The organism is Paenalcaligenes sp. DL 309 (genome assembly GCF_057475285.1).
This window is the reverse complement of record NZ_JBYBKW010000008.1, coordinates 34,823-60,836: the sequence shown is the minus strand read 5'-3', so window position 1 is coordinate 60,836 and position 26,014 is coordinate 34,823. Positions and strand designations below refer to the sequence as shown.

The following is a 26,014-nucleotide window of genomic DNA, read 5'->3' as shown; positions in this document are numbered from 1 at the left end:
GTTAATCGTCCATAGAACTGCGAATTAAGTAATCAAACGCACTAAGTGCTGCCGTAGCCCCTTGGCCTGCTGCAATCACGATTTGCTTAAAGGGCACCGTAGTAGCATCACCGGCTGCAAATACGCCGGTTACCGATGTTTGACCACGTTCGTCAATCTCAATCTCACCGTGCTGGCTACGCTTAACTACATCACCTAGCCATTCATTATTTGGAATCAAACCAATTTGTACGAAAATACCATCTAGAGCGATATCGTGAGACTGCTCTGTTTTACGGTCTGTATAACGTAAACCTGTGACTTTAGCGCCATCACCCAGTACCTCGGTGGTTTGCGCCATTTTGATAATTTTCACATTATCTAAACTTTCTAGTTTGCGCTGTAATACCTCATCAGCACGTAACTCATCACCAAACTCGATTAAGGTAACGAAGTTTACTAAGCCTGCTAAATCAATGGCTGCCTCTACGCCGGAGTTACCGCCACCTATTACTGCTACATCTTTGCCTTTGTATAAAGGACCATCGCAGTGCGGGCAATAAGCTACACCTTTATTGCGGTATTCAGCTTCACCTGGAACACCTAATTCACGCCAACGAGCACCAGTGGCTAAAATAATAGACTTACTCTTTAACGTTGCTCCATTGGCGAGTTTTAGCTGTAACTCTTTACCGGGGATTAACTCTTCGGCACGCTGCACATTCATGATATCTACATCATAATCACGTACGTGGTTTTCTAAGGCCGTAGCAAAAGTAGGACCATCGGTAGCGCTGATAGAAATATAGTTTTCAATGGCCATCGTATCTAATACTTGACCACCAAAACGCTCAGCTACCACCCCCGTACGAATACCTTTACGGGCGGCATAAATAGCAGCAGCAGCACCGGCGGGCCCACCACCTACGATCAACACATCGTATGGATCTTTCTCATTTAAAGCGGCAATTTGCTCTTCGCTATCGCCTGCGCCTAACTTAGCTAATAACTCTTCAGCATTCGTGCGGCCATAGTGAAACTCTTCACCATTTAAAAAGACCGCTGGTACCGACATCACTTCACGCTCATTGACTTCGTCTTGGAACAAGGCGCCATCGATGGAGATGTGCTGAATATTTGGGTTTAAAACTGCCATGGCGTTTAAGGCTTGAACTACGTCAGGGCAATTTTGGCAACTTAAGGAGAAATAGGTCTCAAAAACATATTCACCGTCTAAGTTACGGATTTGGTTTGCCACAGCCTCATCCATCTTGATAGGATGGCCGCCCACCTGTAACAAGGCTAGTACAAGAGAGGTGAACTCATGGCCTAATGGAATACCGGCAAACTCAACCGCCACATCACTATCTACCCGCTGAATTTTAAAAGAAGGCTTACGCGCATTATCACCTTGCGCGTTATAAGTCACTTTTTCAGGGCTTAACTCGGCAATTTGTGTGAGCAGCTCATTTAATTCTTTAGATTTATCGCCGTCATCAAGGGAGGCAATAAGCGTGATAGGCTGCGTGATATTTTCTAAGTATGCTTTAAGCTGTGTTTTTAAATCTGTATCTAACATAATGCTGGCTTCCTCTGTTTCTTATTTTAGGGTCAAAAAAGCGCCCGAACCTGTCGGGCGCTCTGCAGTTTATTTACGGGCTATGCGCCGTAAGAAAATCTGCTTAGATCTTACCAACTAGGTCTAGTGAAGGGGCGAGGGTCTTAGCACCTTCTTCCCACTTAGCAGGACACACTTCGTCTGGGTGCTTAGCAATGTACTGAGCAGCACGTACTTTACGTAGTAGCTCTTTAGCATCACGACCAATACCATTATCGTGCACTTCAATGGTTTTAATTTGACCTTCTGGGCTGACGATGAAAGTACCGCGTAGCGCCACACCTTCTTCTTCAATTAGCACCTGAAAGTTACGTGCTAATTGATGGGTTGGGTCTGCAAGCATAGGGTACTGCACTTTACCGATAGCATCGGAAGTATCGTGCCAAGCTTTGTGTGCAAAGTGCGTGTCAGTAGACACTGAGAAAACCTCAACGCCTAACTTCTGGAACTCAGCGTAATTATCAGCTAAGTCTTCGAGCTCTGTGGGGCAAACGAAGGTAAAGTCTGCTGGGTAGAATACGAAAACAGACCATTTACCAGCAATGCTGTCATTGGTGTACTCTTTGAACTCACCATTGTGGTAAGCCATAGATTTGAAAGGTAGGATCTGTGTATTAATTAAGGACATCTTTATATATCTCCTGTGTGATTAACTTTAACTTTATTGTGTCAGTGATTTCATTATAGGAATTCACTATCATTAAGTAAAATTGATTAAAACAATCAAAGTGATAGCTTTTTACTATGAGCCGTTTTTTTGCTCGCAATAATGACGTAACGCCTCACGAGCAATCACTAACTCTTCGTTTGTAGGAATAACCCAAACAGAGACTGCACTATCAGCTGCAGATATTTTTTGTGCGTTTTCAGCATTAAGGCGCGGGTCTATTTTAACGCCTAACCACTTTAAATGCTCACAAATACGTGCTCGGATCTCAGAGCTGTGCTCACCGACTCCTGCTGTAAACACAATACCATCAACCCCTTGAGTGGCCACACATAAACTGGCTAAGTTTTCAGCAGTATGCAAACAAAAGTAATCCACCGCCAGCTTCGCGTCCGCGCTATCGCTGGCTAGTAAGGTGCGCATATCACCACTAATACCTGATAAGCCTTTCAGGCCAGACTGATTATAAAGTAGATCTTGTATTTGATCAGCGCTTTTATGACGCTGTTGCAACCACCAAAGGACTACACCTGCATCTAAATTACCAGGTCTGGTACTCATGGGCAAACCTTCTAAAGCGGTAAAGCCCATAGTACTGGTAATACTTTTCCCATCTTGGATCATGCAAGCCGATGCACCCGAACCCAAGTGCGCCACAATAACGCGCCCTGAGTACAAACTAGGAATACGATCTCTAAGGTATTCAGAAATGTATTGATAAGAAAGACCGTGAAAACCGTAACGACGCACTCCTTCTTCATAATATTTTTTCGGTAAGGCGTAATGCGTCTGTAACGCTTCTTGATGGCTATGAAAGGCCGTGTCTACGCAAGCCACCTGCAAGATATTGGGCCAGTTATCCATAGTCACCCGTACAGGCTCTAAGTTATTATGCTGATGCAAGGGGGCTAAGGAGGCTAAGCCTTCTAGATAATCAAAGAGCGCTTGATCTATCACAGCACTCCCATCCATATCGGCCCCCCCATGCACAATACGGTGCCCTACCACAATAGGGGGTTTTTCCATACGGCCATTAAACCAATTAGATAAGACTTTTTGAGCCATGTGTAAATCTTTGGCTTCGGGACACGGACGATCTTCAAGGGTCTGACCTGCCCCGCCTTTTACTTTGAAATTAGCGATGTCTGTGCCTATGCCTGATACCTGCCCCCCATATAAGAAGGCTAGACTATCAATATCAAATTTTGAAGTATCGGCTATTTGATACACGTTGAACTTCAGACTAGAACTACCTGCATTTACAACAATTAAAGTATCACTCATTAACTCTCTCCTGCTGCCAGCGCACTAGCAGCATTTTTTTTCACTAAAACATCCGCATAGACGGCCGCTACAGCACATGAGGCTAACCGGGCATCATGGGTATCAGCGCGACTCGTTAAGATAATGGGAACCCGTGCCCCCAAGACAATACCAGCAGCTTGTGCACCTGATAAAAAGGTTAGATTTTTAGATAGCATATTACCGGATTCTAAATCGGGGGCCACTAAGACTTGCGCTCTGCCCGCCACCTCAGATTTAATGCCTTTAATACGAGCCGCCTCTACATTAATGGCATTATCCATGGCCAATGGCCCATCAATAATGACATTCGTAATTTGCCCTCTATCGGCCATTTTACATAGGGCTGCGGCATCTAAGGTACTGGGAATTTTTTCTGTGACCGTTTCAACAGCAGACAATACCGCCACCCGCGGCACCCCCAACCCTAAACCTACGTGTAAGTCCGCCACATTTTGTACTATATCTGCTTTGGCGGCTAAATCCGGTTTAATATTAATACCGGCATCGGTGATAAATAACAGCCCCTCGTAACGGGGTACATCCATCAAAAAAATATGACTTAATCTACGCTCGGTGCGCAGCCCATTCCCTTCTACGGTCATCACCGCATGCATGAGTTCATCGGTGTGTAGGCTACCTTTCATTAACGATTGCGCCTCACCACGCAACACCTTTAATACAGCCTGCTCTGCGGAGGCATGGCTATGAGGTGTGTTTATAATTTCCACCCCTGTAAGATCAAAACCATGCGCTGCAGCCACCGCCTCTATGCGCGCCTTAGGCCCTATTAACAATGGAATGAATAACCCTTTTTTAGCAGCATCTAATGAGCAGCCTAAGGACACCTCATCGCAAGGGTGCGCTACCGCGCATACAGCCCTAGGCTTTTTGGTTTGAGCCTGTGCAATGAGGGTAGAAAATGAAACCGGTATTTGTGACAAGCTAACTCCCTGTAAGTTAATGAAATTAAAGCCATCTATTCACCACTTTATATTTTAAAGCCTAGGCGGTCACTTTGATATCGTCCTCATCAACAAATGTGAATTACTGCCCTTGATATTCTAAAAATCGTCCCTATATGTAGTATTACCTAAACAAAAAACGTGCTTATGCACTATAAACCTCGTGAATTTACGAGGTTTATATGATTTTAACTAAACTAATATTTAACTAACTTGTTATTGAACAGGAGTTCATCTTATGAAATTGCGTCCTTTAGGCGATCGCGTAATCGTGCAACGCGTTGAAAGCGAAACCAAAACAGCATCAGGTATTGTAATCCCTGAGAGTGCCACCGAAAAACCAGACCAAGGCACAGTGATTGCTGTAGGGCCAGGCAGACGCGCTGATGACGGCACCGTTATCCCTCTAGAGCTCAAAGAAGGCGACAAAGTTTTATTTGGCAAATATGCAGGTCAGAGCGTAAAAGTAGACGGTGAAGAAGTCCTAGTTATACGCGAAGAAGAAGTTCTTGCCGTTTTCGCCTAAGTCACTTTTTTTTAGATACATATATATCTTTATACCTAATTAACGCTACTGAATTAAGGAATTACCTATCATGGCAGCAAAACAAGTTTATTTTGGTGATGACGCCCGCACGCAAATCGTACGTGGTGTAAATACCTTGGCAAATGCCGTTAAAACCACCATGGGCCCTAAAGGCCGCAACGTGGTGCTAGACCGTGCCTTTGGCGCACCTACCGTAACCAAAGACGGGGTATCTGTAGCCAAAGAGATTGAACTTAAAGACAAGTTTGAAAATATCGGTGCTCAGCTAGTTAAAGAAGTGGCTTCCAGAACATCTGATTTAGCCGGTGATGGTACCACCACCGCTACCGTTTTAGCCCAAGCTATTGTAGAAGAAGGCTTGAAATACGTAGCAGCTGGCATCAACCCCATGGATCTCAAGCGTGGTATTGATAAAGCTGTAGCCGTAGCCGTAGATGAACTACGCAAGCTATCTAAACCTTGCACCACCACTAAAGAAATTGCTCAAGTGGGTTCTATTTCTGCTAATAGTGACGTGGCAGTCGGTGAAATTATTGCCAAAGCCATGGATAAAGTGGGTAAAGAAGGCGTAATTACCGTTGAAGACGGTAAATCTCTAGAAAACGAATTAGACGTAGTCGAAGGTATGCAATTTGACCGCGGCTATTTATCGCCTTACTTCATCACCAACACTGAGAAGCAAGTTGCCGTTCTAGAAAACCCATACGTGCTGATTTTCGACAAAAAAATCAGCAATATCCGTGACTTACTACCCATTCTAGAACAAGTCGCTAAAGACAGCCGTCCTCTACTCATCATTGCTGAAGACGTAGAAGGCGAAGCACTTGCTACCTTAGTGGTTAACAACATCCGTGGCATTATTAAAGCCACTGCTGTTAAAGCTCCTGGCTTTGGTGATCGTCGTAAAGCGATGCTCGAAGACATCGCTATACTCACAAATGGTACCGTGATTTCTGAAGAGACCGGTATGTCTCTAGAAAGTGCTGAGGTGTCTCACCTAGGTCAAGCGGCTCGCATTGAAGTTGGCAAAGAAAACACCATTATCATTGATGGCGCAGGTGATAACGTTTCCATCGAAGCACGTGTAAAACAAATTCGTGCACAAATGGAAGAAGCTACCTCTGATTACGATCGTGAAAAACTCCAAGAGCGTGTAGCTAAGCTTGCTGGTGGTGTAGCTGTTATTCGCGTAGGTGCTGCCACTGAAGTAGAAATGAAAGAGAAAAAAGCACGCGTAGAAGATGCTCTACACGCAACACGTGCCGCAGTGGAAGAAGGTATTGTGCCTGGGGGTGGTGTGGCACTAATCCGTGTACGCCCAGCAGTCGCTGCTCTCACCGCAGACAACTTAGACCAAGAAGCCGGTATCAAACTAGTACTACGCGCTATAGAAGCTCCGCTACGTACTATTGTAAGTAATGCTGGCGAAGAAGCGAGCGTCGTGGTTAACCAAGTCGCCCAGGGCGAAGGTAACTACGGGTACAACGCTGCTACCGATGAGTACGGTGATCTAGTTGCTCAGGGTGTATTAGACCCCACTAAAGTCACACGCACCGCTCTACAAAACGCTGCCTCTGTAGCCAGCTTATTGCTAACTACTGAAGTGGCTGTGGCCGAACATCCAGACGTGAAAGAAGAAGGCGGTATGCCTGACATGGGTGGTATGGGCGGCATGGGTGGTATGGGTGGCATGGGTGGATTCTAAGCTCCCCTAATGCTTAACCTAAGTTGACGCGCATGAGCCCCTGCTTTTTAGCAGGGGCTTTTTTGTGCTATGGTCTTATTTTTATTTGTATCTTCTCTTTATTACTGGCCATCATTTCATGACGTTTACTAAACAGCTGCAACAGGCTTGGACTGCCCAAAACTCACTTTTAACTCTGGGCTTAGATCCAGACCTTAGCCGTTTCCCAACGGCTTTAGGCCAACGCTCAGATGCTATTTATGATTTTTGTGTGGGCATAGTCGATGCTTGCGCTCCTTTTGTTAGCGCTTTTAAACCCCAAATTGCCTACTTTGCCTCCGTAGGTGCTGAATCACAACTTGAACGTCTTTGTGTTTATATAAAACACCATTACCCACAGTTGCCTATAATCTTAGATGCCAAGCGCGGTGACATTGGCTCTACGGCGCGCCATTATGCGGTGGAAGCCTTTGATCGTTATGGCGCAGATGCGGTTACCGTCAATCCCTATATGGGCATGGATTCGGTGGAGCCCTATTTTGAATGGACAGATAAAGGGGTGATTATTTTATGTCGTACTTCAAATCCCGGTGGCTCAGATTTGCAGTTTATGCATACCGCCGAGGGCATTCCTTTATATTTACACGTAGCTCGTTTAGTAGCAGAAAAGTGGAATCAACAAACCGGCCAATGCGCGCTTGTAGTCGGCGCTACCTATCCGGAAGAAATCGCTAAAGTGCGTAATGTAGTGGGTGATATGCCTTTACTAGTACCAGGAATAGGCGCTCAAGGAGGAGATATACCCGCTACGGTGAAAGCAGGATTAAACAGCACCGGTGCAGGCATGATGATTAACTCTTCACGTGCTATTTTGTATGCAAGCCAAGCATCCGACTGGCAAGAGGCAGCTGCTCAAACAGCACAACAAACTCGCGATGCAATTAATGCGGCGCGTTAGCGGTAATAAGCTCCACGGCATGCTCTAAGGCAAATAAGGTAGCCGCCTCTCGTACTTCTTGGCGGCTGCCACTAAATATTTCTGTATGCGCATGAGCCACAATGCCATCACCTTCTCTGCGTGCAAAACCAAAACACACCATCCCAATGGGTTTACCTGGGGTATCACCTGTGGGGCCAGCTATGCCGGTGGTAGAAATAGCAATATGCGCTCCTGGGCATTGGCTTAGCACCCCCGTGGCCATGGCCATAGCGGTCTCTTCGCTCACAGCACCAAACTGCTCTAGCGTTTCTGTATGTACGTGTAGGTCTTGCTCTTTAGCAGCATTACTATACGTAATGTACCCACGCTCAAACCACTGGCTAGAGCCACTAATTGCCGTAACAGCAGCACCTATAAGCCCACCGGTACAAGATTCAGCGCACGCTAAAAGCATCTTATGGGTTAATAAGACATTTCCTAATTTTTGTGCTGCTTGTTCAGTAGCGTTGAGTTGTGTATTTGTTTGCATAAGGTAGGCAGTAAAAGCAAAAATTATAAAAATGAAACTATCACGTACAGCACAATTAAACTATATATAGCAGCCAGAATATCATCGAGCATCACCCCAAAACCACCACCGACTTTATGATCAAAGAAACGTATGGGATAAGGTTTAGCAATATCAAACAATCTAAACAAAGCAAAAGCCAACAGCTGCATCCACCACGTTTGTAAGGGCAACAGCCACAATATAAGCCAAAAAGCCACGGCTTCATCCCAGACCATACCCCCATGATCATGCACGTTGAGATCATCGCCAGTACGCTGACAAGTCCAAACGCCCACCATAAACATCAAGCCTAAAACCAAGGGCATACTGAGCCACGGAATAAACTGGAGAGCGGCTAACCATACACCCCAAGCCCACACCGTCCCCCAAGTACCCGGCCCGGGAGACAGTAGCCCAGAACCCATACCAAAAGCGATAACACGCCAAGGTTTGGCATAAACCCATGCCAGAGTAGGACGAATTGCTGCTTTGGAATCATTCATAAAACGTCAGAGGTAAAATGATCAAAGCCACCTTGAGAAGGTAATGTCATGGGGGTTTGGTCTTCGGCTAGCACAACGAGCTCTGGCTCGGAAGTAATAGAACCTATTCTACTAAGCTGCATACCTTTTTGAGCCGCCAAAGCCAGTAAATAGGCTCGTTCATTTTTGTGGGCTGTAAAACAGAGCTGAAATACGTCACCCCCAGTAAGCACGGCCTCTTGCACCACTGCACTATCTAAATCAGTAAGGGCGGGGTGTATAGGGAGCGTTGACCAATGCAAGCTAGCACCACATTGACTGGCTTTTAATATATGAGAGAGATCTTGCAGTAAACCATCAGAAACATCGATGCCAGCGTGCGCATGTTCTAATAAAGCAGGCGCAAATCCATAGGGTGGCTCAGGGCGCTCTAGTAAAGGACGAGCTTGTTGTAATCTGGCCTCGTCTACCACGATCTTGCCAGACAAATAACTCAAAGCTAAATGGGGCGCACCTAGCGTACCCGTTAACCAGATATCGTCATTAGGCAGGGCTAAATCACGGCGTAAGGCATGGGCTATAGGCACTTCACCAAATACCGTAACGGTGATCATAATACCGGTTGGATTGCGGGTGGTGTCTCCCCCTAACAAGGGGCAATGCGCCTGAGTGGCTAAGGCGTTAAACTCTGTGCTAAATGCTTTAAGCCAGGTTTCGTCCACTTTGGGTAAAGCTAGTGCTAACACACAGCCCCTAGGCGTAGCACCCATAGCGGCCAAATCAGATAAGCCCACGGCTAAAGCTTTATACCCCACCGTAGCAGGATCAGCATTAGCAAAAAAATGCTGACCCTCTATAAGAGTATCTGTACTAACGGCTAGTTGAAAGCCGGGCCTAACAGGGAAAACGGCACAGTCATCACCTACGCCGATATAACCCTCAGGCGTGGCTGACTTAAAAAAGGTTTGAATCACTCCAAACTCATTCAGATCTGACATGAGGGTCTCCGATTAGGAACGTTTTTGAGCGCGTCTGGCCTGATATTTTTTAAACTCAGCTGGACGCACTTGGGCCGCCACACGGTCTAAAACGCCGTTAACAAACTTAAACCCATCGGTGCCACCAAAGGATTTAGCAAGCTCTACCGCTTCGTTTATGGTGGCTCTATAAGGTACTTCTGTATGATTCATAAGCTCATACGTACCTAATAGCAACACGGCATGCTCTATGGGTGATAACTCAGCTAAACCTCGCTCTACAAACGGTTTAAACTGCTCTTGTAAGCTACTCGCATCACGCATTACGCCAAACAATATAACGCGATACCATTCGGTATCACAGGTATCAAAGTAAGGTTCTGCACGTATGTGAGCGTCTATGGAAGCGGATTCTTGCAGACCATCAGCGCCACGAATTAACCACGCATAAATGCCTTGTAAGGCAAAACCTCTAGCCCGATGACGGGGCGTGCCTTCAAGCAATTCACTTTGATCAATTTCGGTGGAATCAGTTTTCATCGTCAAAGTCGCCGTCCTCTTCATCGTCTTCGTCTTCATCATCAAAATCTTCGTCACTAGGCTCTAATAATGCGAGTAAATTAGCCATTTCTACGGCAGCCTGGGCACAATCACGCCCTTTTTCTTCTACTCGCTCTTGTGCTTGAGCTTCATTTTCTACCGTAAGAATACCGTTAGCTATGGGCAAACCTGTGCCTATGGAGACACGTGCAATCGCGGAGGCACTTTCATTGCTGACCACTTCAAAATGATAGGTTTCACCACGTACTACTGCGCCTAACGCAATGAGCGCATCAAACTCGGTGGTTTCAGCCATTTGAATAATAGTGACACCAACCTCTAATGCTCCGGGCACGGTAATTACCGTGATGTCTTGGGGGTCAACGCCAAGTTTAATGAGCTCAGCTAAGCAGGCTTCCTGCTGTGCTAGACCGATTTCCTCGTTAAAACGAGCTCGTACAATACCTATATGTAGGCCTTCGCCATTAAGATCTGGTTCGACAAAATAGGGTTTCATGGGTGGACTCCAAACAAAATTAAACCGTGGGTTCAGTTAAATAACCCGTTACGGTAAGGGCAAAACCGGCCATACTTGGCATTTTACGCGGACGCGCTAATAAACGTGCTTGACCAACGTCTAAGTCACGTAATATTTGTGCACCTATACCATAGGTTCGCAAATCGTAACGCTGCTCTGAACCGCCTTCATCTACTTGCGGTGCAGGATTATCGCTACGCAAATTAAATTGCTCAAAGATTTTTTCCTCAGAACCCTGACAATTTAACATAACCACCACCCCAGATGGCGCTTTAGCAATGGTTTTTAATGCATCGGGGATGCTCCAGCTATGGTCTGTGCTTTCTGAGCAGAGTAAGTCCATCACGGTGGTAGGCTCATGCACGCGCACTAAGGTTTCTATATCTGAGCGTATCTCTCCGTGCACCAAAGCAAGATGAGGTGCACCTGAGGCCAAATCTTTATAGCCTATGGCACGAAAGGTACCCCATGGAGTGACCATAGACTGATCAAACAAGCGCTCTACCATGGATTCATGCGCACTGCGATATTGAATTAAATCCGCAATAGTCCCTATTTTTAAGTTATGTGTTTTGGCAAATTCAATTAGCTGCGGTAAACGCGCCATGGTGCCATCATCATTCAGTATTTCACAAATAACGGCAGCGGGAGTTAAACCTGCCATGTGCGTTAAATCACAACCGGCCTCAGTATGGCCTGCGCGTATTAGCACACCACCATTAGCCGCTTTAAGCGGGAAAATGTGCCCGGGCTGCACTAAATCAGAAGGCCTGGCATCGCGGGCTACTGCAGCGCGCACTGTGCGAGCTCTATCTGCTGCAGAAATACCGGTTTCCACGCCTTCAGCCGCTTCAATAGAAACAGTGAAGTTGGTGCCAAACTTGGTGCCGTTACGCACGGCCATCAAAGGCAGATCTAGCTGCTGACAGCGCTCTTCAGTAAGGGTTAAACAGACCAAACCTCGACCATGCGTTACCATAAAGTTAATGGCTTCTGGCGTAACAAATTCAGCCGCTAAAACGAGGTCTCCTTCATTTTCACGGTCCTCTTCGTCTACCAAAATAACCATACGACCGGCGCGCAGCTCGGCGATAATGTCGGTAACAGATGAAATATCGTAATGGGTGTTATCTGGATCTTGTGTATGCTGACTCATGACTATCCTGCGTAAATGTATTGGGTCTATTTTAGCCCGGGTACGGGGCTTAGGTACAATTTAACTTTTATTGAAAAGATATGCTTGAACGAGAACTTAAACTTTATATCCCTAAGGCACAACAAACTGGCGTTATGGCTGCTATACAACAGCTGCCCGCTACACAAAAAATACACTTAGCAGCGCGCTATTTTGATACAGCACAACGCAGCTTAGCGCATCAAGGGGCAGCATTACGTTTACGCCTAGAAAATGGGCAATGGGTACAAACCTTAAAAATGCGCGGGGGCGATGCCTTTAGCAATGTAGAATATAATCATCTACGCAATGAGGCCACCTTAGATCTAAGTGTCTATAAAGACACGGCCGCCGCCACTTTATTTTCGCAACTTAGCGCTCCTTTGCAAATGCGCTATCAAACAGATGTAAACCGTACCATTGCGTTAATCAGTACGGCGCAAGCAGACATTGAGGTGGCCCTCGATATTGGTGTGATCAAAGCCAAAGAACACAGCCTCTCAATTAGTGAAGTTGAATTTGAACTAAAAAAAGGCGATATGGCTGAGGTATTCATTACTGCCTTAGCGTGGCTCCAACAATTTAATTTATTACTAGAACTTCGCTCCAAAGCTGAACGAGGAGATGCTCTTTATGAAGGTAACCTAAAAGAGCCTAGCTCATTAAGCTTGCTGTGCACTAATAATACCAGTCTAACTGAAGCCTATACCACCAGTGCTAGCGCTTTTTTAGAGCAAGTGATTCGAAATGCGGCTTTTGTGGCAGGCATAGATGGCTTTAATACCTCTGAAGAAACACGGGCCCGTTATTTAATGCTGATGCGTGTAGGTATACGACGTTTACGCTCCTGCAGACAGCTTTTTAAGCCTTGGTTAACCACAGAAGAACAGTTACTGGCTAAACGTTTACGTACCTACTACAGAGCCTTTGGTGCTTGGCGCGATAGCGATATGCTTTGGCTGGAATTACAACCAAAGCTAGAACAAGCCGGCTTACCCGCAGCCCAACAACTCCCTCCACCTAAAAGCGCTAAGAAAAAACTCTCAGCCACACCTGAAGAAATAGCTGCTAGCGTTGATTTCCAAAGCCTTTTACTACAAAGTCTCGCAAAGTTAGTAATAAATCAAGCTATAGGTATACCTGAAAACCATGAGTCAGTCGCCCAACAACAATTGCAGCAGCGTATAGAAAAATGGTTACAACGCATACAAAAACAAAGCCTACGATTTGATCAACTTAAACCGGCCGCCCAACATGAGCTGCGAAATCGTATCAAGCGCTTACGCTACAACCTTGAAGCGCTGGGAGTTGATTGTCAGCATCCTCTTTATATCGCCCTAACCAAATCGCAAAACCAACTAGGCGATTTATGCGATGCTTATGTAGCATGCTCTTGGTACAAAGAGCATGCGGTTAGTAAGAAACAAAAACAGTTTGCGCTGCAATGGTTAGAAGAAAAAATTCTTAAAAAACAAGCAAAAAGTAAAAAAGCACTTAGCCTATTACAAAATCAAAATCTACCCCTGCTATTTTCAATCTCCCAATAAGGCATTAGCAAACTCACTGGCCACAAAAGGTTGTAAATCGTGCACGCCTTCACCCACACCTATCCAGTACACAGGAATAGGACGCACTCCATTACTGCCTGCAGCCACCGCCGCTAATATACCGCCCTTGGCGGTACCATCCAATTTAGTCACCACTAAACCCGTGAGCTCTATGGCAGCATCAAAAGCTTTGATTTGCGCTAGCGCGTTTTGCCCTGTATTACCATCTACGACTAACAAACACTCGTGGGGGGCGCCCTCATCGGCTTTATTAATAGCGCGCTTAACTCTTTTTAGCTCTTCCATCAGATTAAGCTGCGTTGGCAAGCGCCCCGCGGTATCTACCATCACCACATCGGTGCCACGAGATTTACCGGCAGCTACCGCATTAAAGGCTACGGCCCCCGGATTACCCCCTTCTTGAGCGATTACTTCCACATTGTTGCGATTACCCCACTCCACCAACTGCTCACGTGCTGCGGCTCGGAAGGTATCACCAGCAGCTAATAGTACGCTGGCACCTTGCTGTTGAAACGTATGCGCTAACTTCCCTATGGATGTGGTTTTACCGGCGCCGTTTACCCCCGAAATCATAACTACTAAAGGCTTTGCCACCGCAGGCTGCAAAGGAAACACTTTTTCTAAGGGTTTTAAATGTTCAGTTAAAGCTTCTTTGAGGGCTTTTTTTACCGCTTCCGCCTCAGTTATTTTCTCTTTACGTACTTTAGCGCGTAGGGCGGTTAACAATGACTCGGTGGCCTCTACGCCTGCATCTGCCATAATTAGCGCTGTTTCCAGCTCTTCGTATAAGTCCTCGTCGACTTTTACGCCCACAAACAACGTGCTTAAGCTTTGACCCGTGCGTGACAAGCCTTTACGCAAGCGCGACATCCAAGAACCTTTAGTGGGTTTCTCTTGGGTGGTGCTGCCTTCTGCTATAACGGGCGTTTCGGTCAGCGATTCTGGCTCTGACTCTGGTTCTGGTTCGGGACGTTTTAACTCTACGAATATGTCGGTGTCACTAAGCGTAAACTCAACCTTCTGTACTAGATGACTACGGTCTATGCTAGGCGGTACAATTTCAGTTAGAGGTGATTCAGTAACAGCGGGCTCTTCTTCAAGAACAAGCGCTTCAGCTGTTACAGCTTCAGCTTGCTGTTGCTGCTCAAGCTGCTTTTCTTGCTGTTGTTTTTCTTCTTTTTTCCCTCGGCGTCTTTTAAAAAAACTAAACATGGCTTTACACTAACCTAATATGATAAACATGAAAAAAAATGCAATTCGTATTGTGGGCGGGCAGTATCGCCGCACCCCTATACCAGTCGTAGAAACGGCTGGTTTACGCCCCACACCAGACCGCGTGCGTGAGACACTGTTTAATTGGTTACGCTATTTCTGGGCTAATGACTTTAGCCATAAACGCGTATTAGATCTATTTGCAGGCACGGGAGCCTTAGGCTTTGAAGCGGCTTCACACGGTGTAGAGTTTGTGCAAATGGTAGAAAAAAACCCTGAAGCCATTCGAGCTCTACGTGCTCTACGTAATAAAATAGGCGCTCATGAAGTACGTATACATGCCGGCGATGCTCTGCACGTGGTGCAACGCACTGAACACCCTTTTGATCTTATCTTTATAGACCCTCCATTTAACCAAGGGCTATTAGATCAAATATGGCCGCACCTGCCTGCTATTCTACGCCCAGATGCGCTGATTTACGTAGAAAGTGAAAGTCCCATTAACTTTCCTTCAAACTTTAGCAGTTTACGCCAACAAAAGGCAGGTCATGTGCACTTTCAACTACTTGAATTTGCTGCAAACACAAAAACAAACAATAATACTTAAACTACTCCTCATTTTACCTTTCTCTCTTTTTCTCTTTTTCTTAATAACTCTTAACTATCAGCAAACTTAATTATGATTACTGCCGTCTATCCTGGAACTTTCGACCCTTTAACTCGGGGTCATGAAGATCTTGTACGTCGTGCTGCCCATCTTTTCGATCGCGTGGTGGTAGCAGTAGCGTATAGTCCAAACAAACGCCCTTTTTTTACTATAGAAGAGCGTGTAGAAATTGCTCAAGAAGTGTTAAGCCATTACCCAAACGTGGAAGTTAAAAGTTTTGGTGGTCTTTTAAAAGACTTTGTACGCGAACAAGATGCCCGTGTGATTGTGCGTGGTCTGCGTGCCGTTTCTGATTTTGAATACGAATTTCAGATGGCTGGCATGAATAGACATTTACTGCCTGAAGTGGAAACCTTATTCATGACACCATCAGATCAGTATCAGTTTATTTCCGGCACCTTTGTGCGTGAAATTGCCCTCTTAGGCGGGGATGTAAGTAAATTTGTATTTCCTTCTGTGGACCGCTGGCTAACCACCAAAGCCGCTGAACATCGTGCTCAAAAAGCCGCTGAGCAACTCAAAAACGAATAAGGTTATTCACGCCTTAAGGTCTAATTAAGACTACACTAGACCTATTATTCCTTTAATCAACTTTAGGATGTAGGCGTTTTATTATGGCCTTATTTATTACAGAAGAATGCATTAACTGTGATGTGTGTGAACCGCAGTGCCCTAACACCGCCATTTATATGGGTGAAGAGATCTATGAAATAGATCCAAATCTATGCACGGAGTGTGTGGGACACCACGATGAGCCTCAATGTATTGTGTTTTGCCCAGTAGAATGCATTGAAGTACACCCAGATCACCAAGAAAGCCAGGAGCAGCTCTTTGCTAAATACGAGCTGCTAACGGCTAAAAAAAACTAAGGTGCTGACTCAGCAGCTTCGATAAGGGTGCTTAGATCTGGCTTTCCTAGCAGCTCTAAAAAACCATTATCTATCGCTTCTTTAATTTCAGTATGTGCTAATCGCTGCCATTGCCAACCAAACACGGGAGCGCTCCAAGGGCCGCTGAGCCTCATAAACAAAGGCGCCGCGGCATAGCCTTCTAAAGGTTTCTCTGTAGCGCTTAATGTTTGCTCTTGAAGATCTGCTTGTAAGTCTAAATGTATTTGCTTATTAACCAAATCCACATAAGCATGAGACTCAGTGTTTATCTCTACTCCTGCAGCAGTTAAATCAAACTGCTTTAACCGAGCTTGCCCCCGTTCTATCTCTACATTGGCATCTAACTGTGTAAAAGCCGTGGCTTGCTCAGCATTAAACTGTTGTGGTAGTGCAGCCACGTGACCACTAAACATATTACGTAAGGCTTCATTCACTGCCTGTAGTTGCTGCCAAAAACTCCACCCGATAACACGGCCATCTGTAGCCTCTAGGGCGAGATTACCACTCAAGCCCGCCCACCAAGCAGCAGGGGTACGCCCTTCAGTTTGTAAATCCATTGTTAAATTAGCCAGTCCCGCAAGCGGCACCCCTAAAGCTGTGGCTTCCGATAAAAGCGCTAAATCAATTTGATTAAAACTAACTTGAGCATCCGCCTTCGCCTCTCTAGCCTGCAATGAACCAGTAGCGTTAAGCTCACCATTAAACAACCTAGACTGCAACTCGGTGATAGCTATTAGCCCTGACTGCTGCTCTGCGTTGAGTAGCAACTCTTGAAAACTGTAATTACCTAAATGGAGCTCATGGGCTTGTAATTGAAGCTGCGTGGGCAATGCTTGCCAGTTCAAGTAATCAGGCAGCATACGTGCGGTGGCAGTCTGCGTTTTTGCAGTGGTATTTGTGCCTCGTTCGTTGTGGCGTTGTTGTCTGAGCGCAGTGGACCTCAACCAAGGATTGAAATCAATCTCACTGGCATCTACGTTTACCTCAAGCTGCCAACGTTCATCCTGCTGCAACAGTGACTCAAAGGATGCATGGGTATTGGCACTTTGCCATAAACCTTCGAGATGCAACTGTTTTTCTACCCCTTGCCACTGACCAGTACTGGTAATTTTAGCGTGAGCGGGATTCGGGTTTAAAGCCTCATCATCCACTCGCAGATTCGCTTCTAAATCATGCCACTGCACATTCACGTCTTGCCCTTGTACTTGGGCCTGTGCCTCCGTAGTGCCTTCAAGCTTCCAGGCGTTATACCTATTTTTGCTGGCTATATCTGCTTGTACTTCTGCTAAGTGTAATTGTGCTACCGTGCCACTCAAGGCCTTAACGCGTGCGTTTACTCCAAATAAATTTGTACCTTGAGTTTGTTTAAATGACAGCGCAACAGGGCCGCTCTGTACGCGCTCTGGTTCCACACTTAGCTGGGGTACATCTAAAGCCAACTCCACTTTATGCTCCGCCTCGGCATCCTTTGTGGGTAACAATCCATGGGCTCGCACTTTAAATTTATTCGTGTGTATTATTTCCAGATTACGTTTTACATTAAGCTGGGCTGCGGTGAAATTGATATTGGTTTTATTTAGAGTTAAGGCTTCATCCTGCCAACGTCCTTGGCTGATGAGCTCTAGATCACGAGCACGTAAATCTTCGGTTAAGGTGAGTAATTCTAAACTGCCACGTAAGGTGGCACTGTTTGCTTTGTAATGACCTACCTCACCTATTAATGACACATTAATACGCTGCGCCACATAACGCCTCAGGTGTGGCTCTAACTGCAGTACAGTTTGCCCCGTCAAGGTGGCATCTGCCCGCGGTTTATCGCCTTGAAGCTGACCTTTAAAAATTACATCAAAAGGATGATCAAAAGTCATACGACCCGTATTAATATCTAAGTTCACTAAACGCATTTGCGTTTGGCTAGCACTATCAAAAAAATGGATCTCTCCTTCTTTAAGCTCTAAGCCCGCAATATCAATTTGAAATATAGTTTCATCAGTGTCGTGCCCTAAGGGAGCGTGGCTCTCCGCATGAGCTGGGGCTATAGGTGCTAAAGTCGCTGCTATTGAAGGTGAGGACGGAGTAAGCTGGGGGCTGGAACGTTGTAATAAATCAGTAAAATTAAACTCCCCGCCCTCATTACGTGTGAGCCACACTTTAAAGCCACTTACCGCCACATGATCTACCACTAAGTGATTCCAAAGCAAAGGCCACACGGCCACCGCCACACGGGCACTATCTACCGCAGCAAACGGCTGTGTGCTATTACGATCGCTTAAGGATACATCTGCTACAGATAACCCTATACGAGGAAATAAAGACAGTTCTATATCACCGTTTATCTTTAAGGTGCGCTGGTAGCGCTCGTAGACAATTTGCTCGACTCGCTCTTTATAAGCATTGGGATCGAAGGTAAGTAAAAAAACCGCCGCCCCTACTACCGCTACTATAAATAATGTAACTACAGTAAATATGCCCCGTTTAAACCATTTTTTCATTTGTTTATCTGTTTATTGTCTGATTGTTGTCTGATCGATTACTTAGGAATCTAGATGCTTATGCTTATACTTATACTTAAGTAATGAAACATAAGCCGGTATGATGACATCATACTGTTTAGTCTCATTAAATACCCATTCAATTAACCATTGGCCATTTATTATGAAATTTGACACCCTAGCGGTACACGCCGGTTATAAACCAGATCCCACCACTAAATCAGTGGCAGTACCCATTTACCAAACCACTTCTTATGCCTTTGATAGTACCCAGCATGGCGCGGATTTATTTGATTTAAAAGTACCCGGAAATATTTATACCCGTATAACCAACCCTACCAATGCGGTGCTCGAAGAACGTGTAGCAGCCTTAGAAGGCGGCGTGGGTGCTCTAGCCTTAGCTTCAGGCATGGCAGCCATTACGTATGCTATACAAACCATTGCTGAAGCGGGCGACAACATTGTGTCGGTAAGTAAACTTTACGGTGGCACATATAACCTATTTGCTCACACCTTACCGCGTCAAGGCATTACGGTAAAGTTTGCTCCTCATGATGACATTGCCGCCTTAGAAGCCTTGATTGATGATAAAACCAAAGCGATATTTTGTGAAACCATAGGCAACCCTTCTGGCAACATCATTGACTTAGAGGCCGTTTGTGAGGCGGCGCACCGCCATGGCGTACCCGTTATTGTGGATAATACCGTGGCCTCTCCGGCTTTATGCAGACCGTTTGAATACGGTGCAGATATTGTAGTGCACTCGCTCACCAAATACATGGGGGGGCATGGCACCACTTTAGCGGGCGCCGTAGTGGACTCAGGTAAATTTGACTGGGCCAAACATAAAGAGCGCTTTCCTATGTTAAATAAACCCGATCCGTCTTATCACGGTGTGGTTTACACAGAAGCTTTAGGTGCTGCTGCTTTTATTGGACGTTGCAGAGTGGTGCCTTTACGCAACACTGGTGCGGCCTTATCACCCTTTAATGCTTTTCAAATCTTACAAGGCATTGAAACCTTAAGCTTACGCATGGAGCGCCATACAGAAAACGCGCAACGTGTAGCTGAATATTTAGAAAAACATCCCCAAATTAATTGGGTAAATTATGCTGGCTTAGCCAGTAGTCCTGAACATGCTTTAGCTCAGAAATATTTTGCTGGGAAGCCAGCTTCTATTTTAAGTTTTGGTATTAAAGGGGGCCGCGATGCGGGTGCTAAGTTTATTGATGCCCTGCAAATGATTTTGCGTTTAGTTAATATTGGCGATACTAAATCCTTAGCCTGCCATCCCGCCACCACTACGCATCGTCAACTTAATGAAGACGAATTAGCCCAAGCGGGTGTGAGTTTAGATATGGTGCGCTTGTCTATAGGCATTGAACATATTGATGATATTTTAGCCGATATAGAACAAGCGTTAGAAGCTAGCAAAGCCTAATTATTTCTTCAACATACCTAATACAGACGTCATTAAAGTAGTGACGTCTAATTGGGTAGGAGCTTGTGCTGAGGCTGTAGTCCGATCGGCCTCTGCGGGACTACTAAAAACGTTATCTACTACTACCGGCAATAAGATAGTTAAGTGCTTCAATACCGATGATTGATCTAAACCACTTTTTTGTACTAAATTACTCACTATTGAGGATCCTAAAACTTGTTGTAACTGACTAGGTTCTACCGGCAGGTTTTGACCCTGACTCATCCAAGAACTCACAATGGCGCCTAAACCTCCTTGCTGAAATGCCTGCATAAGGCCAGTGATACCACCCGGATACTGATTAACAACTTGAATTAAAGCCGGCAATAACGAGGCTTGCTCCTTTTGATCTTTACCTAGACCAAAAGAAGTGGCCGCAGATAAAACTGAATTGAATAAACTCATTGTGACTCCGTTATGTATGGTATTAGCTATTAATTAATGCTATAGAAGCTTTGTTCCACTTAGTTTGCCAGATTTTGGCATAATAGACCCTTTATGGGCTCATTACTTTACAGTGTTTTTTTTATGGTAGACGCATCCAATCAAGGCGGTTACGATCCTTTTCGTATAGACGCTATAGCAGAAATTGATCAAATCTTATTAGATATTATTAAGCAAGGATCCTTGGTTCGTATGCATGCCGGTGACCCTAATCATTCTGTAATTACCACCTTGGTAAGTATTGATTTTGATAATGAGCAATTAATTATCGATAGTGCAGCCCAAGAAACCACCAACCGGCAACTCATAGAAGCGGGTAAAGCCTATTTTTCCACTCAAATAAATCAGGTCAATATTGAGTTTAGCCTAGGCCCTATAAGTGCTAGCACTTATGAAGATCGCCCCGCCTTAATTGGCCCCATTCCCCAGTACTTACGGCGTATACAACGCCGTGACAGCTTTAGAATACAACCATCTACCAGTAATGCGGCCACCTTAGCCGTTAAGCTTAAAGAAGAAAACTTACTCTTAAAGATATTTGATATTAGTGCGAGTGGATTATCTATTTTAGACGATCAGAACTTGTTAGAGCCGCACGATATCCACAAAGGATATATTTTTAAAAATGGCATCTTAGAACTTCCTGGTGTGGGACAAATCACCATAGATCTAAAAATCGTGCGAGAGCAAAGTCAAACCATGGCATCTGGAAAAAAATTCACCCGTTATGGTGGAACTTTTTTTAGGCTTGCCGCCAGAGATAAGATTAAAGTGCAAAACTTTATAGACCAAGAAGAACGCCAACGTATTGCTCGTGATCGTGGCTTGATTTAACGTCTCTATTTGGGCTTAAGAAACCAATAAAACAACAAACCACAGCCCATAGCCGTCGCCCCCATCCCTAACCAAGCAAATAACGGTATACCCCAAATTACAGGGCCTAAATCAAATAAACGCGGAGCTAAACCGAGCACAAAAGCCGCTGTTACTACGGCAATACAAAGCCGAATCGCCGAGCGCTCTAAGGTTTTAGCTAAGCGATCTAAGTGCCTCACCTCCATATCTACACCAATGCGCCCATGACGTAAGCGATGTAACAATAAACGTATCGCACCCGGTGTATCTGTGGCTAAATCATAAAACTCACTGACTAAATACGTGCTTCTTTTTTTTATGGCTTTAGGAGTGTAATGCTTTTTAATCTCTTCTTGAATCATGGGCTTAGCGAGCGCAATAATATCTAGCTGCGGATCCACTCTACGCAATACCCCATCCGCCGTAATAAAGGTTTTAAATAGCAGCGTTAAATCTGCCGGTAAGGTGATTGTTTGCTGGCGTGCTAAAGCCATGAAATCACTGAGCGCTTGCCCTATTCGTAAAGGCCCAGTGCTGTGTTGCGCTAAAAAACGCTCTACTGCCATATCAATATGTACAGGATCAGCATCGTAACGATCGGACCAGGTCAGCAGCATGGAAGCCACACCTTCGCCATGGCCTTCAGCCAATGCTCTAAATAAAACTAATAGTTGGCGCTTACGGCGTTCAGACAAATACCCTATCATGCCAAAATCAATAAAACCAATGCGATTCTGCGTCATAGCGAGTAAATTACCGGGGTGTGGATCAGCATGAAATAAGCGATCTTGCAGTATCATTTTGAGTACGGCTAAAGCACCACGCTGTGCTAGAAGCTGCGGATTTAAACCATGCTGTTCTAATTCCAAGGCATGTGTAGGATTTACACCCCGGATAAACTCTTGCACCAACAAACGCTCAGATGTCCATTGCCAATACACTTTGGGAATGACCACATCTGGATTATTGGCAAAAGATAATGCAATTTGATCGTTATTATGGCCTTCGCGTACAAAGTCTAATTCTTCTCTGAGCGCGTTGCTTAAATAACTCACTATTTCATCGGGTTTAAAACGTGCCCACTCAGGACCACTTTCAGCCAATAGATGTGCCGCATGACTCAATAAGCGTAAATCCGCTTCAATGGTGCCACGCAAATCGGGCCGTCGCACCTTTAACACCACATCGGTGCCATCATGCAATCGCGCCTGATACACTTGCGCCATGGAAGCGGCGGCAATGGGCTGCGTATTAAAATCCACAAATACCTCGTGAGGGTCCGCGCCCAGATCAGCAATAATTTGGGGAGATACCACCTCCCACGGCACAGCCGATACATGGCTATGCAACTTTTCTAATTCCGTAGTCCATTCAGGTGTTAACAAATCATGACGAGTGGCCAATATTTGACCTAGCTTCACATACGTAGGACCTAAGGCTTCTATAGCTTTACGTAAACGCTCCGGCATGGAGAGCTGGTCAGCATCTTCTGAGCGTTGCTGTTGAGACTTAGGTAATATTTTACGTAAGCCTAACTGTTCTACAATGCCATCCACCCCAAAACCAATAAATATTCCAGCCACCTCCATCAAGCGGGTGCGATCTCTTGCTGCCACAATTGCGGTTTCTAGCATGCATTTTTCTCCCAATTAAGCAGCCATTCTTTTCTTGCTACCCCCCACCTATAACCACTCAAGGCTCCAGATTTCGCCACCACCCGATGACAAGGTATAAATAACGCAATGGGATTTTTAGCACAGGCACTAGCCACTGCTCGCACGGATTGAGGCTTGTCACAGCGCTGTGCTAATTCGGTATAGCTAATCGTAGTACCTTTAGGAATTTGCTGTAGCTGTTGCCAAACCTGTTGCTGCCATGCCGTGCCTCTAGGCGCTAAAGGCAAAGACTTGGCCATCTCTAAGGTTAAGTTTTCATTATGCTGTAGCTGTGCATTCATATAGTAGGGTTGCTGTTGTAAGGTTTGTAATAGCGCGGCTTTATCATCGCCTATACTTAGCCAACAAAGCTGATTGTGTTCTGTAGCCAACAGAATCAACCCTACAGGCATAAGAAGAAAGTTATAATCGAGTTTCATGACATTTTCAGGTGATATATTTTGACTACAAGACGATCTAAACGTTGGAACGGTGACTTATCTTCATTGTCAATTGACTACTTAAAAGAGGTAGCAGAGAAAATACAAACCTACGGTATAAGCGTACAGTTTGAATTTCCCGGCCACGGTAAAATGCCCATCTACCAAATTATTACTCAAAGCGGGCGTAAAATGGGCTTTGACGGTAAGCATCTACTACATAGCCTAAATGAAAACGGTAACATAAGCGACGCGCTTTCGGCTGAATTTAGTCTAGAAGAAGTACAACAATCCATGACTGCGCCGCCACCTAAAACCACTAGGGCTCGTAAAAGCAGTAGCGCAGGAGCGGTACGTAAAACAGCCGCAAGCCTAGCCGCTGAACAAATAGAAATCGATAAATATAATTATTTTCGTCAAAATCGTGAACAGCTCCCTACAGGTATACAAAAGCATGCCGATGATATTAGCGTCCTGATGGCCAAAGGTATGAGTGCCGAAGAAGCATTTACGACTATTATTGACAAACATTTCAACTGATTTTTCTATGTATGTTTGTCAAAAAAAACACTTTATTAATTACATTCAACCTTCTAATTCTTAGCAGTTTTACTGCTCAGGCGCAAACGCAAGTACAGCTCTATGGCAACATAGATACGGGACTAGCTCATAGCCGAATCTCAACCGAAGGCACCACAAATGGTCTCATAAACGGTGGCCAAGACAACTCGTACTGGGGCTTAATTGGCACTGAAGAACTTGGTAATGGCTTAAGCGTTATCTTTCAGCTTGAAAGCGGCTTTGATACGCTAACGGGCAACTCTGAAGAAGACGATAGTTTTTTTAACTATGCCGCTAAACTTGGCTTAGAGCACAATGCATTAGGTGGTTTGTATGTAGGCCGCCAAAATCCTATCTCCCAAGCGTTTAATGCAGAACTGGAATTAGCTGGCTGGAAAGATTTCGGCATGGGTGCTTTATTGCGTAATAGCGATGATTATCAACAAAACAACGCTATACAATACAGCTCGCCCGAATGGGCTGGCTTTCAATTAGGTACGGGCTATAAATCCAAAAACAAAGCAACAACTCAAAGTAGCCATAACGAGCCGGATGATAGTGCCACTAATATTGCTTTGCGTTATGAAGCCAACAAACTCTACGCGGCGCTCAGTTATGACAAGCGCAAACAAGCCAAAGCATGGCAGTTTGGGTTGAAATATGACTTTGATGCATTTACCTTTTCTACTGCATGGGCTAGGCAAAAAAATGGCTTTGTGGGAAACAATGGCTTTAATGCCATTGAGTTCATAGAAGGTGGACGCATTGATAGCTGGTATGTGGGGGCGTCTATACCTGTTACTACGAATGGTGAGCTGGGTGCACAATGGAGTTTGGCTAAGCCGAATTGGCATTGGCAAGACACCGATCAGAAAGCCAAAAAAGCGCAGGTGTACTCTATGGGTTATCTGCATACTCTATCTGCTCGCACCCAGCTTTACGCTTTTGGCGCCTACGGAAAAAACTATAGCCCTGATGAGATGTTGAGTGCAGACAACCCGAAGAGCCGCCGGGTGGCTATAGGCATTACACATAGCTTTTAAGCAATAAAATTTTGTAAATGCTGGCGCACCACAGACAAAGGCAACTCATAGAGCTGTGATAGGGTATGTACAGTCAAGGTGGTGGCAGCCTCTCCGGCAGCCATCACCTGCCCTTTTTTAAGGAGTAACACCTCATCAGCCACTCTATATGCATGCTCAGGCTGATGAGTACAAAGAAAAATCGCTAGGCCTTGATTTTTTAAACCTCTTATTTGGTCTAGCACTTGGATTTGATGACCAAAATCCAGACTGGCGGTGGGCTCATCAAGTATTAAAGCCTGTGGCTGCTGTGTTAGGGCTCGCGCTAAAAGTACCAATTGCTGCTCACCGCCACTAATTTGAGTGTAATTGCGCTCAGACAGGTGCATAATGCCTAACTGGACTAAACTTTGCTGCGCAATATCATAATCCTCAGCGCTGGGACTGGAAAATAAGCCCAAATGTGCACTACGCCCCATCAGCACCACATCTAACACCCTAAAAGCAAACATACCCGCACTGGCCTGAGGCACATAGGCAATAGTTTGTGCTATTTGTTTACGGCTGCAGAACTTAAGTGAGGTGCTGTTTATGGTAATGTCACCGCCTAGTAATGGCAGTAAGCCCAACGTACTTTTAAATAACGTAGATTTACCGCTGCCATTGGGCCCTAGTAAACATAAGACTTGCCCAGCATACAGGCTAAAGCTAATGTCTTCTCCTATTTTTTTAGGCATATACCCAATGCTTAAGTTATGCGCTTGA

Annotated in this window: 27 protein-coding genes; 11 read left to right on the top strand and 16 right to left on the bottom strand. The window is 45.2% G+C overall.

All coding sequences use genetic code 11. The features are described from left to right. Position 1 precedes the first annotated feature (1 nt). The 4 genes from ahpF to AC2UZJ_RS10620 all read right to left on the bottom strand — a co-directional run bounded on the left by ahpF (position 2) and on the right by AC2UZJ_RS10620 (position 4,510). Positions 2-1,558 carry an alkyl hydroperoxide reductase subunit F gene (gene ahpF, locus AC2UZJ_RS10635; RefSeq protein WP_486950131.1) on the bottom strand — a complete coding sequence of 519 codons (1,557 nt, stop codon included), beginning with the start codon at positions 1,556-1,558 and terminating at the stop codon, positions 2-4. A 103-nt stretch (positions 1,559-1,661) separates the two neighbouring features. Continuing rightward, positions 1,662-2,225, bottom strand: coding sequence for an alkyl hydroperoxide reductase subunit C (ahpC, locus tag AC2UZJ_RS10630; protein ID WP_486950130.1), 564 nt, complete (start codon positions 2,223-2,225; stop codon positions 1,662-1,664). Positions 2,226-2,339: 114 nt separating this feature from the next. After that, positions 2,340-3,548, bottom strand: a complete 1,209-nt coding sequence (locus tag AC2UZJ_RS10625; protein ID WP_486950129.1) for an acetate/propionate family kinase — start codon at positions 3,546-3,548, stop codon at positions 2,340-2,342. Further along, on the bottom strand, positions 3,548-4,510 hold the full coding sequence (locus AC2UZJ_RS10620) for a phosphate acetyltransferase (RefSeq protein WP_486950128.1): 963 nt from the start codon (positions 4,508-4,510) through the stop codon (positions 3,548-3,550). The genes AC2UZJ_RS10625 and AC2UZJ_RS10620 overlap by 1 nt, the downstream gene beginning before the upstream one ends. Before the next feature lie 259 nt (positions 4,511-4,769). On the opposite strand from AC2UZJ_RS10620, the gene groES reads away from it, so the two are divergent. From groES to pyrF, 3 genes are all read left to right on the top strand, one after another. Beyond that, positions 4,770-5,057 (top strand): co-chaperone GroES, encoded by a 288-nt coding sequence (groES, locus tag AC2UZJ_RS10615; RefSeq protein ID WP_486950127.1) that lies wholly within the window; start codon positions 4,770-4,772, stop codon positions 5,055-5,057. A gap of 70 nt (positions 5,058-5,127) precedes the next feature. Further along, complete coding sequence (gene groL, locus AC2UZJ_RS10610; RefSeq protein ID WP_486950126.1) at positions 5,128-6,783, top strand: chaperonin GroEL; 1,656 nt, start codon at positions 5,128-5,130, stop codon at positions 6,781-6,783. A 118-nt stretch (positions 6,784-6,901) separates the two neighbouring features. After that, positions 6,902-7,720 (top strand): orotidine-5'-phosphate decarboxylase, encoded by an 819-nt coding sequence (gene pyrF, locus AC2UZJ_RS10605; protein WP_486950125.1) that lies wholly within the window; start codon positions 6,902-6,904, stop codon positions 7,718-7,720. Here the strand turns inward: pyrF and AC2UZJ_RS10600 are convergent. The 6 genes from AC2UZJ_RS10600 to ribBA are packed head-to-tail and all read right to left on the bottom strand — an operon-like array spanning position 7,704 to position 11,945. Then, entirely contained in the window at positions 7,704-8,231 is a 528-nt protein-coding gene (locus AC2UZJ_RS10600) for a CinA family protein (protein ID WP_486950124.1), read from the bottom strand. The two genes, pyrF and AC2UZJ_RS10600, sit on opposite strands and share 17 nt — an antisense overlap. Positions 8,232-8,254: 23 nt before the next feature. After that, on the bottom strand, positions 8,255-8,755 hold the full coding sequence (locus tag AC2UZJ_RS10595) for a phosphatidylglycerophosphatase A family protein (protein WP_486950123.1): 501 nt from the start codon (positions 8,753-8,755) through the stop codon (positions 8,255-8,257). Continuing rightward, a complete protein-coding gene (gene thiL / locus AC2UZJ_RS10590) occupies positions 8,752-9,732 on the bottom strand; it encodes a thiamine-phosphate kinase (RefSeq protein ID WP_486950122.1) in 981 nt (326 codons plus the stop codon). The genes AC2UZJ_RS10595 and thiL overlap by 4 nt, the downstream gene beginning before the upstream one ends. Positions 9,733-9,744: 12 nt before the next feature. Beyond that, positions 9,745-10,251, bottom strand: a complete 507-nt coding sequence (nusB, locus tag AC2UZJ_RS10585; protein WP_486950121.1) for a transcription antitermination factor NusB — start codon at positions 10,249-10,251, stop codon at positions 9,745-9,747. Further along, entirely contained in the window at positions 10,241-10,768 is a 528-nt protein-coding gene (ribH, locus tag AC2UZJ_RS10580) for a 6,7-dimethyl-8-ribityllumazine synthase (RefSeq protein ID WP_486950120.1), read from the bottom strand. Before ribH ends, nusB begins: the two co-directional genes overlap by 11 nt. Positions 10,769-10,787: 19 nt before the next feature. Then, a complete protein-coding gene (ribBA, locus tag AC2UZJ_RS10575; protein ID WP_486950119.1) occupies positions 10,788-11,945 on the bottom strand; it encodes a bifunctional 3,4-dihydroxy-2-butanone-4-phosphate synthase/GTP cyclohydrolase II in 1,158 nt (385 codons plus the stop codon). Between the two features lie 80 nt (positions 11,946-12,025). Between ribBA and AC2UZJ_RS10570 the strand changes: the two genes are divergently transcribed. Then, on the top strand, positions 12,026-13,510 hold the full coding sequence (locus AC2UZJ_RS10570; protein WP_486950118.1) for a CYTH and CHAD domain-containing protein: 1,485 nt from the start codon (positions 12,026-12,028) through the stop codon (positions 13,508-13,510). Here the strand turns inward: AC2UZJ_RS10570 and ftsY are convergent. Beyond that, on the bottom strand, positions 13,496-14,743 hold the full coding sequence (ftsY, locus tag AC2UZJ_RS10565; RefSeq protein WP_486950117.1) for a signal recognition particle-docking protein FtsY: 1,248 nt from the start codon (positions 14,741-14,743) through the stop codon (positions 13,496-13,498). The genes AC2UZJ_RS10570 and ftsY overlap by 15 nt on opposite strands. A 28-nt stretch (positions 14,744-14,771) precedes the next feature. On the opposite strand from ftsY, the gene rsmD reads away from it, so the two are divergent. The 3 genes from rsmD to AC2UZJ_RS10550 all read left to right on the top strand — a co-directional run bounded on the left by rsmD (position 14,772) and on the right by AC2UZJ_RS10550 (position 16,279). Beyond that, positions 14,772-15,350 (top strand): 16S rRNA (guanine(966)-N(2))-methyltransferase RsmD, encoded by a 579-nt coding sequence (rsmD, locus tag AC2UZJ_RS10560; protein ID WP_486950116.1) that lies wholly within the window; start codon positions 14,772-14,774, stop codon positions 15,348-15,350. A gap of 72 nt (positions 15,351-15,422) precedes the next feature. Next, positions 15,423-15,941: a pantetheine-phosphate adenylyltransferase gene (gene coaD / locus AC2UZJ_RS10555; protein WP_486950115.1), complete on the top strand. Its 519-nt coding sequence runs from the start codon at positions 15,423-15,425 to the stop codon at positions 15,939-15,941. A gap of 83 nt (positions 15,942-16,024) precedes the next feature. Further along, the gene (locus AC2UZJ_RS10550; protein WP_486950114.1) at positions 16,025-16,279 is read left to right on the top strand and encodes a YfhL family 4Fe-4S dicluster ferredoxin; all 255 of its coding nucleotides are present in this window, start codon (positions 16,025-16,027) and stop codon (positions 16,277-16,279) included. On the opposite strand, the gene AC2UZJ_RS10545 is transcribed toward AC2UZJ_RS10550, so the two are convergent. Further along, positions 16,276-18,792, bottom strand: a complete 2,517-nt coding sequence (locus AC2UZJ_RS10545; protein WP_486950113.1) for an AsmA family protein — start codon at positions 18,790-18,792, stop codon at positions 16,276-16,278. The genes AC2UZJ_RS10550 and AC2UZJ_RS10545 overlap by 4 nt on opposite strands. Before the next feature lie 163 nt (positions 18,793-18,955). Between AC2UZJ_RS10545 and AC2UZJ_RS10540 the strand changes: the two genes are divergently transcribed. Next, positions 18,956-20,233, top strand: coding sequence for a bifunctional O-acetylhomoserine aminocarboxypropyltransferase/cysteine synthase (locus tag AC2UZJ_RS10540; RefSeq protein WP_486950112.1), 1,278 nt, complete (start codon positions 18,956-18,958; stop codon positions 20,231-20,233). Here AC2UZJ_RS10540 and AC2UZJ_RS10535 read toward each other — a convergent pair whose 3' ends face one another. Then, the gene (locus AC2UZJ_RS10535; protein ID WP_486950111.1) at positions 20,234-20,677 is read right to left on the bottom strand and encodes a YidB family protein; all 444 of its coding nucleotides are present in this window, start codon (positions 20,675-20,677) and stop codon (positions 20,234-20,236) included. A 123-nt stretch (positions 20,678-20,800) separates the two neighbouring features. On the opposite strand from AC2UZJ_RS10535, the gene AC2UZJ_RS10530 reads away from it, so the two are divergent. Then, complete coding sequence (locus AC2UZJ_RS10530; RefSeq protein WP_486950110.1) at positions 20,801-21,550, top strand: flagellar brake protein; 750 nt, start codon at positions 20,801-20,803, stop codon at positions 21,548-21,550. A 5-nt stretch (positions 21,551-21,555) separates the two neighbouring features. On the opposite strand, the gene AC2UZJ_RS10525 is transcribed toward AC2UZJ_RS10530, so the two are convergent. Both AC2UZJ_RS10525 and AC2UZJ_RS10520 read right to left on the bottom strand, forming a co-directional pair. Further along, positions 21,556-23,205, bottom strand: a complete 1,650-nt coding sequence (locus AC2UZJ_RS10525) for an ABC1 kinase family protein (protein WP_486950109.1) — start codon at positions 23,203-23,205, stop codon at positions 21,556-21,558. After that, positions 23,199-23,666: a methylated-DNA--[protein]-cysteine S-methyltransferase gene (locus AC2UZJ_RS10520; protein WP_486950108.1), complete on the bottom strand. Its 468-nt coding sequence runs from the start codon at positions 23,664-23,666 to the stop codon at positions 23,199-23,201. The genes AC2UZJ_RS10525 and AC2UZJ_RS10520 overlap by 7 nt, the downstream gene beginning before the upstream one ends. 21 nt (positions 23,667-23,687) lie before the next feature. On the opposite strand from AC2UZJ_RS10520, the gene AC2UZJ_RS10515 reads away from it, so the two are divergent. Both AC2UZJ_RS10515 and AC2UZJ_RS10510 read left to right on the top strand, forming a co-directional pair. After that, positions 23,688-24,206 carry a hypothetical protein gene (locus AC2UZJ_RS10515; protein WP_486950107.1) on the top strand — a complete coding sequence of 173 codons (519 nt, stop codon included), beginning with the start codon at positions 23,688-23,690 and terminating at the stop codon, positions 24,204-24,206. An 11-nt stretch (positions 24,207-24,217) separates the two neighbouring features. After that, a complete protein-coding gene (locus AC2UZJ_RS10510) occupies positions 24,218-25,270 on the top strand; it encodes a porin (protein WP_486950106.1) in 1,053 nt (350 codons plus the stop codon). On the opposite strand, the gene AC2UZJ_RS10505 is transcribed toward AC2UZJ_RS10510, so the two are convergent. Continuing rightward, positions 25,267-25,986 carry an ABC transporter ATP-binding protein gene (locus AC2UZJ_RS10505; protein WP_486950105.1) on the bottom strand — a complete coding sequence of 240 codons (720 nt, stop codon included), beginning with the start codon at positions 25,984-25,986 and terminating at the stop codon, positions 25,267-25,269. The two genes, AC2UZJ_RS10510 and AC2UZJ_RS10505, sit on opposite strands and share 4 nt — an antisense overlap. Positions 25,987-26,014 lie beyond the last annotated feature (28 nt).

Bases quoted from the DNA above. Each gene is read 5' to 3' on its own strand.
- ahpF (WP_486950131.1), bottom strand. From the start codon at position 1,558: ATGTTAGATACAGATTTAAAAACACAGCTTAAAGCATACTTAGAAAAT.
- ahpC (WP_486950130.1), bottom strand. From the start codon at position 2,225: ATGTCCTTAATTAATACACAGATCCTACCTTTCAAATCTATGGCTTAC.
- AC2UZJ_RS10625 (WP_486950129.1), bottom strand. From the start codon at position 3,548: ATGAGTGATACTTTAATTGTTGTAAATGCAGGTAGTTCTAGTCTGAAG.
- groES (WP_486950127.1), top strand. From the start codon at position 4,770: ATGAAATTGCGTCCTTTAGGCGATCGCGTAATCGTGCAACGCGTTGAA.
- groL (WP_486950126.1), top strand. From the start codon at position 5,128: ATGGCAGCAAAACAAGTTTATTTTGGTGATGACGCCCGCACGCAAATC.
- pyrF (WP_486950125.1), top strand. From the start codon at position 6,902: ATGACGTTTACTAAACAGCTGCAACAGGCTTGGACTGCCCAAAACTCA.
- AC2UZJ_RS10600 (WP_486950124.1), bottom strand. From the start codon at position 8,231: ATGCAAACAAATACACAACTCAACGCTACTGAACAAGCAGCACAAAAA.
- AC2UZJ_RS10595 (WP_486950123.1), bottom strand. From the start codon at position 8,755: ATGAATGATTCCAAAGCAGCAATTCGTCCTACTCTGGCATGGGTTTAT.
- thiL (WP_486950122.1), bottom strand. From the start codon at position 9,732: ATGTCAGATCTGAATGAGTTTGGAGTGATTCAAACCTTTTTTAAGTCA.
- nusB (WP_486950121.1), bottom strand. From the start codon at position 10,251: ATGAAAACTGATTCCACCGAAATTGATCAAAGTGAATTGCTTGAAGGC.
- ribH (WP_486950120.1), bottom strand. From the start codon at position 10,768: ATGAAACCCTATTTTGTCGAACCAGATCTTAATGGCGAAGGCCTACAT.
- ribBA (WP_486950119.1), bottom strand. From the start codon at position 11,945: ATGAGTCAGCATACACAAGATCCAGATAACACCCATTACGATATTTCA.
- AC2UZJ_RS10570 (WP_486950118.1), top strand. From the start codon at position 12,026: ATGCTTGAACGAGAACTTAAACTTTATATCCCTAAGGCACAACAAACT.
- ftsY (WP_486950117.1), bottom strand. From the start codon at position 14,743: ATGTTTAGTTTTTTTAAAAGACGCCGAGGGAAAAAAGAAGAAAAACAA.
- rsmD (WP_486950116.1), top strand. From the start codon at position 14,772: ATGAAAAAAAATGCAATTCGTATTGTGGGCGGGCAGTATCGCCGCACC.
- coaD (WP_486950115.1), top strand. From the start codon at position 15,423: ATGATTACTGCCGTCTATCCTGGAACTTTCGACCCTTTAACTCGGGGT.
- AC2UZJ_RS10550 (WP_486950114.1), top strand. From the start codon at position 16,025: ATGGCCTTATTTATTACAGAAGAATGCATTAACTGTGATGTGTGTGAA.
- AC2UZJ_RS10545 (WP_486950113.1), bottom strand. From the start codon at position 18,792: ATGAAAAAATGGTTTAAACGGGGCATATTTACTGTAGTTACATTATTT.
- AC2UZJ_RS10540 (WP_486950112.1), top strand. From the start codon at position 18,956: ATGAAATTTGACACCCTAGCGGTACACGCCGGTTATAAACCAGATCCC.
- AC2UZJ_RS10535 (WP_486950111.1), bottom strand. From the start codon at position 20,677: ATGAGTTTATTCAATTCAGTTTTATCTGCGGCCACTTCTTTTGGTCTA.
- AC2UZJ_RS10530 (WP_486950110.1), top strand. From the start codon at position 20,801: ATGGTAGACGCATCCAATCAAGGCGGTTACGATCCTTTTCGTATAGAC.
- AC2UZJ_RS10525 (WP_486950109.1), bottom strand. From the start codon at position 23,205: ATGCTAGAAACCGCAATTGTGGCAGCAAGAGATCGCACCCGCTTGATG.
- AC2UZJ_RS10520 (WP_486950108.1), bottom strand. From the start codon at position 23,666: ATGAAACTCGATTATAACTTTCTTCTTATGCCTGTAGGGTTGATTCTG.
- AC2UZJ_RS10510 (WP_486950106.1), top strand. From the start codon at position 24,218: ATGTTTGTCAAAAAAAACACTTTATTAATTACATTCAACCTTCTAATT.
- AC2UZJ_RS10505 (WP_486950105.1), bottom strand. From the start codon at position 25,986: ATGCCTAAAAAAATAGGAGAAGACATTAGCTTTAGCCTGTATGCTGGG.